Genomic DNA, 16,698 nt, shown 5'->3' on the forward strand with positions numbered 1-16,698 from the left:
GATATTCAAATGCGTCGTCTCCCTCAGACTTGCGGGCGGGTGGTCTCGGGCCTCCTCGCGCTCCTCCTCGCCTCGGCGGTCGCCCTCCTCGCGTCCGCCCAACCCGCCGCAGCTCACGGGACTCTCGCCATGTCCACGCCAGCGAGCGGCGCCACGGTGAACGAGCCGTTGACGTCGGTGCGGCTCTACTTCACCGAGAAGGCCGCCGCCAACGCGTTCTTCACGATCACCGCACCGGGCGGCGTCCGGGTCGACAACGGCTGGTCGTACGGGGAGCCGAAGCCGCTGGACAAGCCGGTGCGGGAGTACTTCCTGGTCAACGGACAGTTCGAGCCACGGGAGTACACGACGGGGTTCCCCGTGGTGGTGCCCGTCTCCCACCTGCCGGCCAAGGGCCAGTACTCGGTGAGCTACCTGTCGGTCGCCTCGGACGGCGACACCGTGCGGGGCACGTTGACCTTCCGCTACAACGGGCGGGTGACGGCAGCGCCGCAGGGGTGGAGTGCGCCGTCGACGCAGCCGGACCCGGCGCTGGTGGCCGCCACCGAGCAGCACGGATCATCTGGGCAGGGCTCAGCGGTTCCGACCACCGCAGTCGAGTCGGCGGCCCCGCCGTCCGCGGCTGCGGCGGCCCCGCCGACCGGGTCGAGCGATGAAAGCGGCCCCGGAGCACTGGCCTGGGCCGGCTTGGCGGTGGCGGTCGGGGCGGTGGCCGGGTTCTTCTTCTGGCGTCGCCGATCGGCTTCCACAGGCAGAGCCACCGGCCGGGGCCGTACCTCGTCGGCGACCTCCGGTCGACGCGGCGGCGGTGCCCGTACCACGAACAAGGCCGCCGCGGGCAAGGCCAGCGGCGGCAAGGCCAGCGGTGCCAGGGCCAGCAGTGGCAGGGCCAACGGTGGCACGGTCGGCGCGGCGACCGTGGCGCAGACCACGGGCGACAAGCGGCGACCCACCACCGTGCCGGCGGCACGCAAGAGCAACGCGGTCGTCACGGCCCGCACGGGCGTCGCAGTCGATTCGACGGCGACCGATCAGGCGGCGAAGGCCTCCGCCACCACGGACGGCGCGCCGACGGTCGACCCCGACCCGAGGCCCGACGCGGACCTCGCCGCCGTGACACCCGGGTCCCGGCTGAGCAACACCCATCTGGCGCTGCTCGTCGGTGGGCTGGTGATCGCCCTGCTGGCCGGGTTCGGGTTGGCTCGCGTCGGGACCGGCGACGAGAGCCCGACGGGCGGCACCGCCCGACAGGCCGCGGGTGGTCCGCCTGCCCCGGGGCAGGCGGAGTCCGCGACCGACGGGCACCAACACCCGGCGGGCACCGGGCCGCACACGCATCGCGGTGACGGCGCAACGGGCGACACGCTGGCGACCGGGACGACGGTCAGCGCCGGTGGGTACGCCCTGCAACCGTTGGAGCGGTCCCAACCGCTTGGTGTACGCGCGGACTACCGTTTCCGCATCGTCGGGACCGACCGGCAGCCGGCGACGCGTTTCGCTGTCGTACACGACAAGCCGTTGCACCTGATCGTGGTGGGCCGCGACCTGTCCGGCTACCAGCACCTGCACCCGACGATGGCGCCCGACGGCACCTGGAGCGTCCCGGTGACGCTGGCCCGGCCCGGCGGCTACCGCGTCTACGCGGACTTCTCCGTCACCGCGACCAACGGCACACAGGTCCCTCTCGTGCTGGGCGTCGACCACACCGTGCCCGGCGCGCACACCCCGACCGCGCTGCCGCCGGTGCAGGCCCAGGCGACGGCCGGGCCGTACGCGGTGTCGATGAACGGCACCCCGACGGTGGGAGTGACGGCGCCGATGCACTTCCAGGTCAACGCACCCGCGCTGGAGCGGTACCTCGGCGCGTACGGGCACCTGGTCGTCGTCCGGGAGGGCGACCTCGGGTACGTGCACGTCCACCCCGAGCTGGAGCTGGTCGACGGGTCGGTCAAGTTCTGGCTGACCGCCCCGAGTTCGGGCCGGTACCGGGCGTTCTTCGACTTCCAGGTCGCCGGCAAGGTGCACACCGCCGAGTTCACGATCAACGTGCCCTGAGACCGGAACTTTCTCCCTGCTGCGGCCGACCATCCAGCCAGCAGCAATCAACGGAGGAAGAACACATGCGCACCACCAGCCCGCTCGGTTCACGCCGCTCGGCCACCGTCCTCGCCGCCGCCATCCTGGCGGTGGGCGCCGCGGGTTGCGGCGCGTCCGACTCTTCGTCGGCAGCGCAGCCGAGCCCGTCCGTGTCGGCCTCGGCAAACCCGGACGCCGGTGTGATCGGCATTCGTGACCCGTGGGTCAAGGCGGCCGACAAGGGGATGACGGCGGCCTTCGGGACGCTGGTCAACGAGGGCGACAGCGATGTCACCCTCACCAGCGCCACGACCTCGGTGTCGCCGATGGAGCTGCACGAGATGGCCATGAAGGACGGCACGATGGTCATGCGGCAGAAGCAGGGCGGCATCGTGATCAAGGCCAGGGGCACGCACGCGTTGGAGCCCGGTGGCGACCACCTCATGCTGATGAACCTCACCAAGCCGGTCCAGGCCGGTGACGAGGTGACCTTCACCCTGACCTTCGCCGACGGCAGGACCCAGCAGTTCCGCGCGGTGGCCAAGCCGTTCACCGGCGCGCAGGAGAGCTACGCCCCCGGGCACGGCGAGCCCATGCCCGGCATGAGCGCTACGCCGGGGATGAGCATGAGCCCGGCATCGTGACCGAGACGTCACCCGTCCGGCCGGTGAGCAGGCGTGGCCTGCTCACCGGCGGGGCTCTCGCCGTCGGCGGTGCCGTGGCCGGCGGGGCCACGATCGCCGCGACCCGTGCCGGGCAGACCAGGCCACCGGCGGCGAGCGCTGCCGACACGACGCTGGCGGCGACCGTCGGCGGCCTGGTCGAGCCGTTCCACGGCGCCCGGCAGGCCGGGGTGGCCACCGAACCGCAGGCCCACGCGGCATTCGTCGCGTTGACCCTGCGGGCCGGCACCGACCGGGCCGCGCTGGGGCGGATGCTGCGGCTGCTCACCGACGACGCGGCCCGGCTCAGCCGGGGCCAACCCGCTCTGGCCGACACCGAGGCCGAACTCGGGCTGCTGCCGGCACGACTGACGGTGACCTTCGGCTTCGGGCCCGGCCTGTACCGGGCCGCCGGCGTCGACGACCGGCGGCCCGCCTCGGTGGTCGATCTGCCGTCGTTCCGCGTCGACCGGCTCCAGCCGGCCTGGTCCGGCGGTGATCTGCTGTTGCAGATCTGCGCGGACGACGCGATCACCGTCGCCCACGCCCAACGAGTCCTGATCAAGGACAGTCGGCCCTTCGCCACCGTCCGCTGGGTCCAGCAGGGCTTCCGGCGCAGCCCCGGCGTCGAGCCGGGCGGCCACACCCAACGCAACCTGTTCGGCCAGCTCGACGGCACCGCCAACCCCCGGCCCGGCACACCGCTGGACACCGCCCTCTGGGTGCCGGACGGCCCGGCGTGGCTGCGCGACAGCACCACACTGGTGGTGCGGCGCATCAGCATGAACATGGAGACCTGGGACCTGCTCGGCCGCACCGATCGCGAACTCGCCGTCGGACGGCGGCTCGACACCGGCGCTCCCCTCACCGGCACCGCCGAGCACGACGAGCCCGACTTCGCCGCCACCGGCCCCGACGGGCTCACCGTCATCCCCGACTTCTCGCACCTGACCCGGGCGCATGTCACCGACGACCGGCTGAAGATCCTGCGCCGGCCCTACAACTACGACGGGGTGCCGACCGCCCAGGGCCACGCCGACAGCGGGTTGATCTTCACCTCGTACCAGGCCGACATCGCCAGGCAGTTCCTGCCCATCCAACGCCGGTTGGCCGACCGGGACCTGCTCAACGAATGGACCACGCCGATCGGGTCCGCCGTCTTCGCCATCCCACCCGGATGTCCACCGGACGGTTGGATCGGCGAGCAGGTGCTCGGATGATCACGCCAACCGGAGACTCGTCATGACCGTGCCGCCGTCCCGCCCCACCGCCGTCCGGCTCGGCGCGGCGGTGCTCGCCGTCATCGTGGCACTGCTCGTCCCGGCCGCCCCGGCCTGGGCGCACAACTCGCTCAAGTCGGCGACGCCGGCCCGGGACGCGACAGTGCCGAGCGCACCGCCCGAGGTCACCCTCGAATTCATGCAGCCGCTCGACCCGACGTTCACCACCATCGTGCTCACCGACGCCGCCAGGCGGAAGCTCGCCACCGGCGACCCGGTGGTCGTCGGGGTGAAGAGCACGGTCCAGGTGACCGACCCACTGCCGAACGGGACGTACACGGTCGCCTACCGGGTCGTCTCCGCCGATGGGCACCCGGTCCAGGGGTCGTACTCGTTCACGGTGGCCGACCCGGCGTCCAGCGCCGCGCCGGTCGCCGACCCCGGTACGTCGGCCGCCGCCCCGTCCGCCGTCGGCGCGGTGAAGACCGATGGCGGCCCGGGTGCGGGCGTGCTCGTCGCGGGTGCCGTGCTGGCCGCTCTCGTCGTGGTGGCGGCTGGGCTGCTGTGGCGGCGGGCCGCCCGTCGCTGACCCGACCCGCTCTCGCCTCTCCGGCACCCGTCGGAAGCTGATCCGCGAGGGCCGGTCACAGTGGTCAGACCACCGTCTGTTTTGTGGTCGGCAAGGCGTCGACCATCGACTTCTGCACGTTGATCGTGTCCGCGATGATCTCGTGGGGCGTGTTGGCCATCCACTGCATCACCGAGATGTCCTCGAAGCGCGGGTGCCGGAACATCTCCAGGAACACCAGCGGTTCGTCGCCGGTGTTCTCGATGTAGTGCCCGTACGCGAACGGCACGTAGCCCACGTCGCCGGCCTGGAAGTCGAACGTCCGGGCGGCGGCCTGGGCCGCGAAGACGCCCATCCGACCGGTGCCGGAGATGTAGTACTGCCACTCGTCGGTGGTGGGGTGCCAGTGCAGCTCGCGCATTCCCCCGGGCTCGACCTCGACGAGGGCGGCGGCGGTGGTCACGGACGCGGCGAAGTTGGTCGAGTCGGTGACCCGTACCGTCCCGCCGCGGAAGCGTTGCGGGGTCTGGGCGGTCATCCGGTGTTTGAAGCTGCGCGGGATGTCACCGGTGGGGCTGACCACCCGGTCCTGTTGCAGGGGCGGTGGAACGTCGCCCTGGAAGATGTACTTCTCCCGCTCGGGCAGGTTCTCCATCTGTTCCATCGTCCAGCCGAAGTTCTTGGCGAGGATGTGCCGGGGCGTGTGGGCGAAGAAGTCGCTGAGCAGGAAGGTGTTGTTCTCCGAGAACGCCCCGTCGTTGAAGACGAGCAGGAACTGCGCGCCCTCGTCCAGCGCCTGGATGTTGTGCGGTACGCCCTGCGGAAAGAACCACAGGTCGCCCTCCTTCACGTCCTCGATGAAGTTGCGTCCCTCGTGGTCGACCGCGCTGATCCGGCAACTGCCGCTGAGCATGTACGCCCACTCCGACTGCTGGTGCCAGTGGATCTCGCGGTACCCGCCCGGCTCCAGACCGAACTGGACGCCGGCCAACTGGGTGGCGATCGGCAGATCCCGGGCGGTGACCTCGCGGGTCCAGCCACCCTTCTCCACCCGGGTGTGCGCCTGGGAGAACGAGAACTTCAGATTGGGCACCAGTCGACTGTCGGTCGTCGGCGGCACCACCAGATCGGGATTCTGCCGCTCAAGTTCGATGTTGCGGCCCGGGATGGGCGGGCCGCCCTGGTCGCCACGTCGCGGCTGGGGGTCGCTGTTCGCCATGATCGCTGTCTCCTCACTCCGGTTGGGCCGGCTCGGGCGCGGACACGGATCCGCCTCGCAGGCGTGCCCGGGACGGCAGCCCCAGCAGGGTGCGTACCGAGGACCATCCGTACTGGACCGCGATCGCGGCGGGAACCGCCACCGCCGTCGCCACCACCACCAGGCGGGTCCACGGCGGAGCGTGGCCACCCGCCCCGGTGCTGGCGAACACGACAAGAGTAAGCAGTACGACCCGGAGCCGGTGCACGCCCGGAAGCCCGGTCCGCCCCGGGTGCTCGCGCCGATCATTGGCTGTCGAGTAGCAGTCGGGCCGACGCGTTGCGCTGCGCGGCAGCCAACGATCAAGGGGCGGCGTGGAGTGGACCATGCTTTCGATGATCGGGGCCGGGCCGGCGCCGTCGCATCACGTGATCGCGCCATTCCGGCACATCGAATCCCGGACGGGGTGGGCCATTCGGCGCAAGCAAGCCGGTTCGGCGATCTGGTCGCCCGCCTCTGCCGCCATGGCTAGGCTCGGTCCCAGGACGGCATTTCGACGCGCCGGGTAACCACCGGGGAGAACGCCATTGTCCGAATCATCCTTCAACGCCGGAGCGACCCCGGCTGACGACATCGCCGCCGACGCCGAGCAACGACAACGGTGGCTGTTCGCCGTGGCGGATCAGCTCCGGCTCGACGGGCGCGGCCAGGCTGCACTGCGCGTCCTGGCAGTGGAGATCGCCGCGAATGACCGCGGTGAGCGACACCGTGCCCTGCTGCTCGGTCGCCTGGCACAGATCGCGGCGCTGGAGCCACCGTCGATCGCCCTCGCGGGCCTACGGGAGTCGCTGAACCAACGGCTGGACGCGCCGAGCCGAGCCACTCTGCTTGCCGTCATCGCCACCATCGCTGCCCGCACCGGACATCCGGACGCCGATGCCCTGCTGCGCGAGGCGGGCACCGCGCACGCCACATCCGGCGACCGGTCATCCGCCCGCCACCTCGCCCTCGGGCGGGCCGCCCGCGCGCTGTCGCACGGGGACCTGCCCGGCGCGCACGCCGTCCTGACGGCTATGGACCCGGACGCCAGGGCGGCCCGACGGGACGCCACCCCGGTCCGAGCCGAAGGAATCCTGGTGCAGCTCGGCCTGGGCCGGCACCAGGACGCCCGGACGGCGACCGGTCAGGCCTTCGACGACACGACGTCGAGCGGTACGCCGTTCAGCGGCACCCTGACCGCCCTGGACTGCCTGCGGATGGTCGCGGTGGGCGAGCTGCCCGAGGCTGCCGCCCTCGCGGCCACCAGGCTCGGATCCGATTCGCTGAACATCAGCCAGGAGACACGTGCCCTGCTGGTCACTGTCATCGCGGAGGTGCACCACCGCCGGGGCGATCACCACGCGGCGCGCGCCGTCCTCCGGGCCTGCCTCGCCCGGAGACGGTGGCCGGACAGTACGGTGTGGACTCCCGCCCTCTGCGTCGCCGTGCGCGATCCGGACCTCAGCGAGCCGTCGAGCCTCCTCGACAGCATCGTCGCCGACCTGCACCGGTCGGTGCGGTCGCTCCTGCCGGTGCCGCAGTTCGGCCCCCGCCTGGTCCGCGTGGCGGTGGCCGCCGGCGACACGCAGGCGGCCCGCCGGGTCACCGAACTTGTCGCACTGGTGGCCACACGGACTCCGGTCCCGCTGTGGCAGGCACTGGCGGACCAGACCAGAGGGCTGCTCGATCGCGACCCCGACGCACTCCGGTCGGCGATCGCCGGGCTGCGTACCACCACCGCGTGGCCGGCCCTGGCCGACGCGTTGCTCGACCTCGCCAACAACCCTCGGCTGCATCCGACCGAGGCGTGGGACGCCGCGCACGAGGCGGCTGCCCTCTACGCCCGTATCGGCGCGCCGGGCGACCAGGCGACCGCCGACCGGCGATGCGCCGAACTCGCGGCCACCCCACGCCGTCGGTCGTCGGCCGACGAGTCGCCGCGCACCGGCATCGACGCGCTCACGCCCGCCGAGGAGCGGGTGGCCGAGATGCTCGCCGCCGGTGCCACCAAGAAGGAGGCGGCCGGGCACCTCTTCGTCTCGTTCCACACGGTGGACACCCAGCTCCGATCCATCTACCACAAGCTGGGTATCAACAACCGGATGCAGCTGGTGCGAGCCTGGGACCGGTACAAGTCGATAATCGGCTGATGACCGAGCCATCCGACCTGACCCCGCTGGCCGAAGGCGTGGAGTGCGAATTCATGTACTCCTACGAGTCGCGGGCGCCCGAGCCCGCGTACACCGATCTCGGGATCGCGACCACGCGCATCGGCGGCGGTGTCGCCCTCGCGATGCGCAACGACCCCTCCGGTGGGTACTGGAGCAAGGCGCTCGGCTTCGGCATCACCGAGCCGTTCACCGCGCGGACCCTGGACGGTGTCCTGGACTTCTACCGGGAGCAGGGCGTCGCTCAGGCCGTCCTCCAGCTCGTCCCGGCGGTGCTGCCCGCGGGCTTCGACGGGATCGCCGCGGCACGCGGGCTCGAAGCGGGGAGCACCTGGGTCAAGCTCGCCGCCCGGCCCGGTGACGTCGCCGCGGCCCCGACCCGCCTGCGGGTCGGCCCGGTGCCGACGGCCGAGGCGGAGCGCTGGGCGAACGTGCTGCTCTCCGGCTTCGGCATGCCGGCCGGTGGGCTCACCGACATGCTGACGGCGACAGTGGGCGAGCCGGCCTGGCGACCGTACGCGGCGTGGGACGACGCGGAGCTCGTGGCGGGCGGCAACCTGTTCCTGCACGACGGGGCCGCGTCGCTCAACGCCGCCGCGACGGCACCGGGTCACCGCGGCCTCGGTGCGCAGTCGGCGCTGATCGCCGCCCGCGCCCGAGCCGCGGCCGAAGCCGGATGCCAGTGGCTGTTCGCCGAGACCGGGAAGCCCGCACCCGGTACGCAGAACCCGTCGCTGAACAACATGCGCCGCGCCGGGATGGTGCCGCTCTACGAACGCCGTAACTGGGTCTGGCGGTCAAGTCCCTGACGTGGCCGTCACTTCTCGCTGTCCAGCAGGTCCATCATCGGCGCCGCATACCGCTGGCCGGAGGCGGCACCGGCCGGCACGGCACGCTCGATCTCCTCCAGCGTCTCCTGATCCAGCGTCAGGTCGGCTGCGGCCAACGACTCGGCCAGCCGATCCCGCCGCCGCGCGCCGACCAACGGCACGATCTGCTCGCCCTGCGCGGCCACCCAGGCGATCGCGACCTGACTCGTGGTCGCCCCCAGCCGCTGGGCGACCCGGCCGAGCGCGTCCACCAGGCGCAGGTTGGCGGCCAGGTGCTCGCCCTGGAACCGTGGGCTGTTCGCCCGGAAGTCCGTGCCGGTCAGCTCACGGTCGGCCGACCAGTGCCCGCTGAGCAGACCTCGGGACAGCACACCGTAGGCGGTCAGGCCGATGCCCAGCTCGCGCAGCGCCGGCAGGATCGTGGCCTCCGGCCCACGGGACAGCAGCGAGTACTCGATCTGGACGTCACTGATCGGTGCCACCGCGGCGGCCCGACGGATGCTGTCCGCGCCCACCTCGGAGAGGCCGATGTGCCGGATGTAGCCGGCCTGCTGCATGTCGAGCAGCGCGCCCACGGTCTCCTCGACCGGCACCTGCGGGTTCAGCCGTGACGGCCGGTAGATGTCGATGTAGTCGGTGCCCAACCGGCGCAGCGAGTACGCCAGCCGGTCCTTCACCGCCGCCGCCGACACGTCGTACGGTGCCGCCTGGAACCCGCCGTCCGGTGTCCGGCGCGCGCCGAACTTGACGCTGACCACCATCTCCTCCCGGCGACGCTCCCGCAGCACCCGGCCAATCAGCATCTCGTTGTGGCCCGACCCGTAGAAGTCGGCGGTGTCGACCAGGTTCACACCGGCGTCGATCGCCGCGTGCAAGGTCGCGACGCTTTCCGCCTCGTCGGCCGGCCCGTACAGGTCCGACATGCCCATCGCGCCGAGCCCGATGACCGACACTTCCGGCCCGGAGGCACCCAACCGTCGCCGTCGTAGACCCGTCATGTTCCTCGTCTCCTTCGGTCGTCGTCGCGGTGCGTCCTGCTGTCGGGGCACCGATGTGTACGCTGTGTCCATATAACCACCACGAAGACACTCTGTCCATATAACCGGAGGACCAGTGGCTCAGCTCACCCCGGATGCGAACACGCCACCCCGGCGTGGCCGTGGCCGCCGACCCGCCGACCAGGTACGCGCGGAGATCCTCACGGCCGCCGGAGATCTGCTGCTGGCCGAGGGCATGGCCGGCTTCACCATCGAGAAGGTCGCCGCCAAGGCCGGGGCGAGCCGGATGACGATCTACAAGTGGTGGCCCTCCAAGGGGGCACTCGCCCTGGACGGCTACTTCACCGTGGTCGCGCCCACGCTGGCCTTCACCGACACCGCCGACATCGTCGCCGACCTGACCAACCAGCTCGTCGCCTTCGTCCACCTCGTGCGCGACACCCCCGCCGGGCGGGTTATCGCCCACCTCATCGCGCAGGCGCAGACCGACCCCGAGCTGGCCGACGCCTATCGGCAGCGCTACTCGGGACCCCGCCGGGCGCTCGCCGTGGAAGCCCTCACCCGAGCCATGGCCCGCGGGCAGCTACGCGCCGACATCGACCCGGAGTCCGTGGTCGACCAACTCTGGGGCGCCTGCTACCACCGGCTCCTCGTCCCCGATCTGCCGCTCACCGAGGACTTCGCCCGCACCCTGGTCGACAACCTCGTCCGCGGGCTGCGCTGACCGGCCGACCGCCGCCTCGCGTCGCGGGGCTCACTCGGGCGGCGTGGCCCCCGACTGCTCACTGACCATGTACGACGCGTACCAGTCGGGCCAGTTCTCGTCCCGCTGGCCGGTGCGCTCCTCGTGCTCGCCGTGGGCGGCAGCCGCGCGTCGCATCGCGCTCGCCAGGTCGGTCGCGGAGCCGAACGACGTCAGCCCACTCTCGATCCGACCCGGAAGCCTGTTCGTGATCTCCTGCATCAGCCAGGTGTTGCCGTCCGGGTCGCGGAACGTGGCGCGCGAGACGTAGCTACGCCGTTCCGGGTCCAGCCCGTCGACCGGGCCGGCCGGGCTGACGTGGAAGACGCCGCCGACCTCGACCCCGGCGGAGACCAGGGCGTTCCGGGTCGCCTCGATGTCGGACACGACGAGGTAGGCCATGGCCGAGCCGGGGGCCGCTGGCGTGAGCCCGGGGCCGAACTGCACGGAGCACCCGGAGCCGTGCGGCGTCAGCTGGACGATGCCCGGCGGTGTCTGGTCGAGGCGCCACCCGAGGCGTACGTAGAACGCCTTCGCGCGGTCGACGTCCGACACCGGGATGACGATCACCTCCAGCTTCATGTCGACGCCCTCGACGCCCGACATGCCGCTCGCGTCGCCCTGAGCACTCTTCGGGCTCATCGCTGCCCCTTCCCGATCACCACGGAACCGCCTGCGTCTCTGCGGGATGCCGCGTTCCCGACATCAGCCGGACGACACCTTCCCGGCCCTACGCACCCCGGCAAGGCGGCCAGACGAGAAAATGACGGCTCTCCGACGTCACGGTTCGACGAGGTCCTCGTCGTCCAGCACCGTCGCCGAGTCACGCGCCGTCGTGCGGAACCGCTGCTGGTAGGCCCGTGGCGACACTCCGACCCGGGCCAGGAACATCCGGCGCAACGTCTCCGGGCTGCCGATGCCGACCTGTTGGGCGCAGGCGGTGACCGACTGACCCGCGTGCAGCAGGCGGATGGCCGCATCGACCCGCACGCCCTCCACGTACTTGCTGGGGCTGCTGCCCAACTCCTGCCGGAACAGCCGGGAGAGGTGACGCGGGCTGACATGAGCCCGGCTGGCGAGGGCGGTCACCGAGTGGTCGCCGGCCGGGTCCGCCGCCACCGCGTCAGTCACCTGTCGCAGCACCGGGGTGCCCGGTCGGGGCAGGGCCAGCGAAGGGCTGAACTGCGACTGACCGCCGGGCCGTTGCAGGAACACGACAAGTGACTGCGCGACCGACCGGGCGATCTCCTCGCCATGGTCGCGCTCCACCAGGGCCAGCGCGAGGTCGATGCCCGCGGACACCCCGGCGGACGTGAAGATCGTCCCGTCCTGCACGAAGATGGCATCGGGCTCCACCCGCACCCGCGGAAACGCGGCAGCGAGCAGTCGGGCGTGCTGCCAGTGCGTCGTCGCGCGCCGGCCGTCCAGCAGGCCGGCGCCAGCCAGCACGAAGGCACCGGTGCAGACCGAGGCCGTACGAGCGGCCCGGCGTGACAGAGCCGCCGCGGCGGCGGTGAGTTCAGCACTGATCGGGCTCGTCGGGAGCGCATCGCCGCCGACCACGAGGGCGGTCCCGACGTCGGTCGCCGAGTCGACGTCGCCGTCCACGGGGACGCGCATACCCGTCGAGGCGCGCACCGCGGCGCCGTCGCTGGAGCGCACCTCCAGCTCGTACCGTGCGCCGAACCTGGCGGCCTCCGCGAAGACCTCGAACGGTCCGGCCAGGTCGAGCAGCTTCATGCCGTCGAAGACCAGAGCCGTCACCCGGTGCGACTCTGCCGCCCGACTCCCCACAGCCTCGACCCCCTTCACCCATGTCCCGATCTGAGGGAAGCATGGCAGATGGGACGGGGCGCTGGTCGGTCCGCTCGGGTGACGCTTGACGCATCGGAGCCCGGCCGGGCTCCCGGACCGACAGGAACCTCCATGAGCCAGACGATCGCCGGCATCGAGATCCCCGACTCGCGGCTCGCCAACGACGCCACCGAGCTCGTCCGCCAGGCCACCGACGACCTGCTGTTCCATCACTCCCGGCGGGTCTTCGTCTTCGGCTCGCTCCAGGGTCGGCGGCTCGGCCTGAGGGCCGACCCCGAGCTGCTCTACGTGGGCGCGATGTTCCACGACCTGGGGCTGACCGAACGCTACCGCCGCGACGATCAGCGCTTCGAACTCGACGGCGCGGACGAGGCACGCCGCTTCCTCCGGTCGAACGGCATCGGCGAGCACGAGGCGCGGCTCGTGTGGGAGGGCATCGCCCTGCACACCACACCGGAGGTCCCGTACCGCCTGGAGCCCGAGGTCGCCCTCGTCACCGCGGGGGTCGAGACGGACGTGCTCGGCATCGGATACCACGCGTTGTCACCCGCCGACATCGCGGCGGTCACCACGGCGCACCCGCGGCCGAACTTCAAGCGAGCCATCGTCGACGCGTTCGCCGACGGCTTCCGGCACCGGCCGGACACCACCTTCGGCACCGTCAACGGCGACGTGCTGGAACACCGGGTGCCCGGCTACCGCCACATCGACTTCGTCCGGGTCATCGAGGAGTCCGCCTGGCCCGAATGAGGCCCGGGGCCCTAGACCTGCGGGTGGCCGAAGAGACCGGGAAGGCCGCCGGTGTGCAGGAAGATCACCCGGTCGCCGTGCGGGAAGCTGCCGGCCAGCAGCGCAGCCATCGCCCGACCGGTGTATGTGGGGTCCAGGAAGACCCCCTCGTCGCGCGCGGTCGTCTCCAACGCCGCCCGTGCCGCGTCGGTGAACGTGCGGTACCCGGCGCCCACCTGGGAGCCGTCGATCCGCAGCGCGTCCGGCTCGACCTCGCCGACGAGCAGCCCGGCGACAGTCGCGCGCGGGTCGGGCACGGCCCCGACACTCACCCCGATCACCCGCTCGGCACCCAGTTCCCGTACGAGGCCGGCCATCGTCCCACCGGAGCCGAGCGCGACCACGACCTCGGCCGCCTCGACGTCCGGCACCTGGGCGCGCAGCTCCCGACCGCAGTCCACGTAACCCTGGGTGGACGCGGGCGAGGTGCCGCCGAACGGGATGAGGTACGCCGATCGCGTCTCCGCCTCGTGCGCCACCACCTCGGCGAGCGGTCGGTGCCCGCCCCAGACGATCTCGGCGCCGGCAAGCCCGTCGAGCAGCAGGTTGCCGCGCTGGTCGTCCGGGGGCGGGCCGTCGAGCACCAGCACGCAGGCGAGGCCGAGCCGGGCCGCCGCCGCGGCGGTGAGCCGGGCGTGGTTGCTCTGCGGCGCACCGGAGGTGATCACGGTGGTGGCGCCGACGGCGAGCGCCTCGGCGCAGGTGTACTGCAACTTGCGGATCTTGTTGCCGCCCCCGCCGAGGCCGTTGAGGTCGTCACGCTTGAACCAGAGCTCGGCCAGGCCCAGCCGGGCGGCGAGCCGGGGCGCGGCCTCCAGCGGAGTCGGCCAGGTGCCGAGGGAAACGGGGGCGATCATCCGTGCAGCTAATCACCCCACTGCCCCGCGCGCAGCACCTGGCCGACAGTGGCAGGCGACGCGTCAGCCCCGACGGGCTGCGGCACGCGGGAGCGGGCCAACGTCCGAGTGGCGACCGGGCCGGAGCGCCGCGTGCCGCTGCCCAGGTCCGGCGCCGTCGCGGGCGGCGAGCGCATCCGCCACCGCGCCGGTGGCGAAACCGTAGATGGACTTGTGCACCATGTCGATGGCGAGTTCCGCACGTGGCCAGGTCAACGGGGGCGCTCCGACACCGGTGGCGTTCTCCAGGATCTGGTCGCTGGTCAGGCGCACCGCCGTGAACATTCCCGACGCCCAGGTGCCGCGCAGGCCGGCCTGCGCCATGACGCTTCGCAGCACGCCGACCAGCGCGCCCTGCCCGTAGTGCATCGCCAGGTTCTGCCACCGCGGCTGCTCCCGCGGACCTTCCGGCAGGCCAGTCAGCCGTGCCAGCACCCGGGCCGGCACGTACGAGTCGGGTCGGCCTGTCACCCGTTGCTCGACCTTCTCGGCGGCCGTCATCACGGCTGCCCCCACCAGACCCGCCACCACTCCCTGCCACACCGCTCTCTTCAGCATGGTGGACGCCCTACCCAGCGAACGGGCACTCACACCCGCACCCAGCCTCGCGCGGGCGCCGGTCCTGATCCCGGAGGACCTGCGTGGTTTGTGTCCGCTTGTCGTGGGTAGGTTGATTCTCGGGTCAAGACACGCGCCCTTCGATGGTCAACCCTGCCTCGCGCCACCCGCGCCGGGTGGGCACCCTCGTCGATGGCGGAGGCAGCGCGTGACGGACCGGATTCCTCTTCCGCAGCCACCACCGCACGGCCGTGTCCTCAGCGCGGCCCGGGTGGCGCCGCACCGTGCCGTCCGCGACTCCGGGTACGTCCCACCTCCCCCACTAAGGAGAGAGATGTTCAATCCCCTGGACCACAAAGGAATCCCGCTCGACGGTCAGATCCGCAACTGGCGTGAACTGAACGTCGAGCCGATCGACCCGGAGGCGGTCGATCCGTACACCCGGTGCCGGATCATCACGATGAACGGCATCGAGGTCGAGGCGATCAACTTCTCGCACCAGTTCGCCCGGAACTGTCCGGACCAGGAGGTTCGCCGGCAGCTCGCCTATGTCCGGTACGTGGAGAGCCAGCAGCAGCGGGTGGTGAACTGGCTGCTTCCCGGCGTCGCCAGCGTGCTCGAGACGACACTGGGCTACGAACAGGTGGCCGTCGACCTCACCGCCTGGGTGGCCCGACACGAACCCGACCCCTACCTCAAGCAGGCGTACGAGTTCGGCGTGCTGGAGGACTTCGACCACCTGTACCGCTACGCCAACCTCTACGAGATGGTCGAACGGCGTAAGGCGGAGAAGATCGTCAACGGTCTCACCGAGGTCATGCCGGGTCGGCCGACCATTCAGGAGCACCGGCACCCCTTCGACGAGGTCCGCACCCCGTACGACCGCAACTCCGTGGACCCGCGCTCGAAGCTGCACGCGTTGACGATCCTCTCGGCCGAGCAGCAGGTGATGTTCTACTACATGAACGTCGGCCCGCAGTACATGGAACCGATCGCGCGCCAGCTCTACCAGGAGATCAGCCTCATCGAGCAGGAGCACGTCACCCACTACGAGTCACTGCTGGACCCGGGCGAGAACTGGTGGGAGCGGCTGCTCACCCACGAGTACAACGAGTGCTGGCTCTACTACTCCTTCCTGCAACAGGAGAGCGACCCCCGGATCAAGGCGGTCTGGGAGCTGCACCTGCAGATGGAGCTGGCTCACCTCCAGCAGGCCGCCGACCTGTTGCGCCGGCACGACGGCAGGGAACCCGAGGAGATCGTCGGCACGGCCGGGTTGCCGGAGCCGCTGACCTTCGAGCCCAACAAGGACTACCTGCGCCACCTGCTGGCCACTCAGATGGACCTCACCAAGCTGGGTGAGGGCTACGTCCGTGAGGCCCACGAGCGTTTCGAGTGGATGCAGGAGCAACTGCACGACGGCCAGAAGCCGCCGAGCGAGCAGGTCATCGACATGCACCGGGAACGCTTCGGCGACGAGTACCGCATGGAGACCGAGGGGCCGCACCCGGTCGAGGCGCTGCGCGCCGAAGGAGGCAGCCATGCCTGACACCGACGCCCCGACCACGCCAGGGCCCGAGGAGGACGTGGTCGACCTGCTGCTCGCACAGCACGCCCAGATCGAGCAGCTCTTCCTGCTGGTCATCGGCAGCACCGGCGACACCCGGCGGGATGCCTTCGACGATCTGGTCAAGCTCCTCGCCGCGCACGAGACCGCCGAGGAGGAGGTCGTCCACCCACTCGCCCGGACGCTGCCCGGTGGGGGTGGTGACGCGATGGTCGACGACCGGCTCGACGAGGAGCGGCAGGCGAAGGAGACCCTGCAAACCCTGATCAAGGGCGGTGTGGACGCCGACGGCTTCGACACCGGGATCGTCCTGCTGCGCGAGGCCGTACTCACCCACGCCCGTTACGAGGAACGCTACGAGTTCCCCCAACTGCGCCAGCACGTCCCGGTCGGCCGGCTGCGCAGCCTCGCCACCGCCGTCCGGGCGGCGGAGGCGTCCGCGCCGACGCGGCCGCATCCCAGCGCCCAGTCCGCGAAGGGCAACCTGGCCGCCGGCCCGGTGCTGGCCGTCATCGATCGGGTACGCGACGCGGTGCGCAAGCCGTCGGAGAGCTGACCGGAATCAGGCGGGC

General features: G+C 71.5%; 17 protein-coding genes. 10 read left to right on the plus strand and 7 right to left on the minus strand.

Annotated elements, in window-relative coordinates:
- Positions 1-9 precede the first annotated feature (9 nt).
- From HNR22_RS07430 to HNR22_RS07445, 4 genes are all read left to right on the plus strand, one after another.
- Positions 10-2,055, plus strand: a complete 2,046-nt coding sequence (locus HNR22_RS07430; RefSeq protein ID WP_179779707.1) for a copper resistance protein CopC — start codon at positions 10-12, stop codon at positions 2,053-2,055.
- A 65-nt stretch (positions 2,056-2,120) separates the two neighbouring features.
- Positions 2,121-2,720 carry a copper chaperone PCu(A)C gene (locus HNR22_RS07435; RefSeq protein WP_179779708.1) on the plus strand — a complete coding sequence of 200 codons (600 nt, stop codon included), beginning with the start codon at positions 2,121-2,123 and terminating at the stop codon, positions 2,718-2,720.
- Positions 2,721-2,743: 23 nt separating this feature from the next.
- Positions 2,744-3,958 carry a Dyp-type peroxidase gene (locus tag HNR22_RS07440; protein ID WP_425488095.1) on the plus strand — a complete coding sequence of 405 codons (1,215 nt, stop codon included), beginning with the start codon at positions 2,744-2,746 and terminating at the stop codon, positions 3,956-3,958.
- A 22-nt stretch (positions 3,959-3,980) separates the two neighbouring features.
- Positions 3,981-4,547: a copper resistance CopC family protein gene (locus HNR22_RS07445; RefSeq protein WP_179779710.1), complete on the plus strand. Its 567-nt coding sequence runs from the start codon at positions 3,981-3,983 to the stop codon at positions 4,545-4,547.
- A 64-nt stretch (positions 4,548-4,611) separates the two neighbouring features.
- Here HNR22_RS07445 and HNR22_RS07450 read toward each other — a convergent pair whose 3' ends face one another.
- Positions 4,612-5,745, minus strand: a complete 1,134-nt coding sequence (locus HNR22_RS07450; RefSeq protein ID WP_179779711.1) for a cupin domain-containing protein — start codon at positions 5,743-5,745, stop codon at positions 4,612-4,614.
- Positions 5,746-5,758: 13 nt separating this feature from the next.
- A complete protein-coding gene (locus HNR22_RS07455; RefSeq protein ID WP_179779712.1) occupies positions 5,759-5,956 on the minus strand; it encodes a hypothetical protein in 198 nt (65 codons plus the stop codon).
- A gap of 355 nt (positions 5,957-6,311) precedes the next feature.
- On the opposite strand from HNR22_RS07455, the gene HNR22_RS07460 reads away from it, so the two are divergent.
- Together HNR22_RS07460 and HNR22_RS07465 are read left to right on the plus strand one after the other, a co-directional pair.
- On the plus strand, positions 6,312-7,913 hold the full coding sequence (locus tag HNR22_RS07460; protein ID WP_179779713.1) for a helix-turn-helix transcriptional regulator: 1,602 nt from the start codon (positions 6,312-6,314) through the stop codon (positions 7,911-7,913).
- Entirely contained in the window at positions 7,913-8,740 is an 828-nt protein-coding gene (locus tag HNR22_RS07465) for a GNAT family N-acetyltransferase (RefSeq protein ID WP_179779714.1), read from the plus strand. Before HNR22_RS07460 ends, HNR22_RS07465 begins: the two co-directional genes overlap by 1 nt.
- An 8-nt stretch (positions 8,741-8,748) precedes the next feature.
- Here HNR22_RS07465 and HNR22_RS07470 read toward each other — a convergent pair whose 3' ends face one another.
- Complete coding sequence (locus HNR22_RS07470) at positions 8,749-9,759, minus strand: aldo/keto reductase (RefSeq protein ID WP_179779715.1); 1,011 nt, start codon at positions 9,757-9,759, stop codon at positions 8,749-8,751.
- Between the two features lie 115 nt (positions 9,760-9,874).
- Between HNR22_RS07470 and HNR22_RS31810 the strand changes: the two genes are divergently transcribed.
- The gene (locus HNR22_RS31810; protein ID WP_179779716.1) at positions 9,875-10,483 is read left to right on the plus strand and encodes a TetR/AcrR family transcriptional regulator C-terminal ligand-binding domain-containing protein; all 609 of its coding nucleotides are present in this window, start codon (positions 9,875-9,877) and stop codon (positions 10,481-10,483) included.
- A 30-nt stretch (positions 10,484-10,513) separates the two neighbouring features.
- Here HNR22_RS31810 and HNR22_RS07480 read toward each other — a convergent pair whose 3' ends face one another.
- Positions 10,514-11,143: a VOC family protein gene (locus HNR22_RS07480; protein WP_179779717.1), complete on the minus strand. Its 630-nt coding sequence runs from the start codon at positions 11,141-11,143 to the stop codon at positions 10,514-10,516.
- Between the two features lie 138 nt (positions 11,144-11,281).
- Positions 11,282-12,265 (minus strand): GlxA family transcriptional regulator, encoded by a 984-nt coding sequence (locus tag HNR22_RS07485; protein WP_343059723.1) that lies wholly within the window; start codon positions 12,263-12,265, stop codon positions 11,282-11,284.
- 162 nt (positions 12,266-12,427) lie between these two features.
- Here HNR22_RS07485 and HNR22_RS07490 point away from each other — a divergent pair, with 162 nt between their 5' ends.
- Positions 12,428-13,066 carry an HD domain-containing protein gene (locus tag HNR22_RS07490; protein ID WP_179779719.1) on the plus strand — a complete coding sequence of 213 codons (639 nt, stop codon included), beginning with the start codon at positions 12,428-12,430 and terminating at the stop codon, positions 13,064-13,066.
- 11 nt (positions 13,067-13,077) lie between these two features.
- On the opposite strand, the gene HNR22_RS07495 is transcribed toward HNR22_RS07490, so the two are convergent.
- Positions 13,078-13,962: a pyridoxal-phosphate dependent enzyme gene (locus HNR22_RS07495; RefSeq protein ID WP_179779720.1), complete on the minus strand. Its 885-nt coding sequence runs from the start codon at positions 13,960-13,962 to the stop codon at positions 13,078-13,080.
- 63 nt (positions 13,963-14,025) lie between these two features.
- Positions 14,026-14,559, minus strand: coding sequence for a hypothetical protein (locus HNR22_RS07500; RefSeq protein ID WP_179779721.1), 534 nt, complete (start codon positions 14,557-14,559; stop codon positions 14,026-14,028).
- Between the two features lie 334 nt (positions 14,560-14,893).
- On the opposite strand from HNR22_RS07500, the gene HNR22_RS07505 reads away from it, so the two are divergent.
- Positions 14,894-16,108 (plus strand): hypothetical protein, encoded by a 1,215-nt coding sequence (locus tag HNR22_RS07505; protein ID WP_179779722.1) that lies wholly within the window; start codon positions 14,894-14,896, stop codon positions 16,106-16,108.
- A complete protein-coding gene (locus HNR22_RS07510) occupies positions 16,101-16,682 on the plus strand; it encodes a hemerythrin domain-containing protein (protein ID WP_179779723.1) in 582 nt (193 codons plus the stop codon). Before HNR22_RS07505 ends, HNR22_RS07510 begins: the two co-directional genes overlap by 8 nt.
- Positions 16,683-16,698 lie beyond the last annotated feature (16 nt).

The sequence above is a fragment of the Micromonospora jinlongensis genome, assembly GCF_013410645.1.
GTDB lineage: Bacteria > Actinomycetota > Actinomycetes > Mycobacteriales > Micromonosporaceae > Micromonospora > Micromonospora zamorensis.

Coding starts and splice junctions, on each gene's coding strand:
- HNR22_RS07430 (WP_179779707.1), top strand. CDS start 10: ATGCGTCGTCTCCCTCAGACTTGCGGGCGGGTGGTCTCGGGCCTCCTC.
- HNR22_RS07435 (WP_179779708.1), top strand. CDS start 2,121: ATGCGCACCACCAGCCCGCTCGGTTCACGCCGCTCGGCCACCGTCCTC.
- HNR22_RS07445 (WP_179779710.1), top strand. CDS start 3,981: ATGACCGTGCCGCCGTCCCGCCCCACCGCCGTCCGGCTCGGCGCGGCG.
- HNR22_RS07450 (WP_179779711.1), bottom strand. CDS start 5,745: ATGGCGAACAGCGACCCCCAGCCGCGACGTGGCGACCAGGGCGGCCCG.
- HNR22_RS07465 (WP_179779714.1), top strand. CDS start 7,913: ATGACCGAGCCATCCGACCTGACCCCGCTGGCCGAAGGCGTGGAGTGC.
- HNR22_RS07470 (WP_179779715.1), bottom strand. CDS start 9,759: ATGACGGGTCTACGACGGCGACGGTTGGGTGCCTCCGGGCCGGAAGTG.
- HNR22_RS07480 (WP_179779717.1), bottom strand. CDS start 11,143: ATGAGCCCGAAGAGTGCTCAGGGCGACGCGAGCGGCATGTCGGGCGTC.
- HNR22_RS07490 (WP_179779719.1), top strand. CDS start 12,428: ATGAGCCAGACGATCGCCGGCATCGAGATCCCCGACTCGCGGCTCGCC.
- HNR22_RS07495 (WP_179779720.1), bottom strand. CDS start 13,962: ATGATCGCCCCCGTTTCCCTCGGCACCTGGCCGACTCCGCTGGAGGCC.
- HNR22_RS07500 (WP_179779721.1), bottom strand. CDS start 14,559: ATGCTGAAGAGAGCGGTGTGGCAGGGAGTGGTGGCGGGTCTGGTGGGG.
- HNR22_RS07505 (WP_179779722.1), top strand. CDS start 14,894: ATGTTCAATCCCCTGGACCACAAAGGAATCCCGCTCGACGGTCAGATC.
- HNR22_RS07510 (WP_179779723.1), top strand. CDS start 16,101: ATGCCTGACACCGACGCCCCGACCACGCCAGGGCCCGAGGAGGACGTG.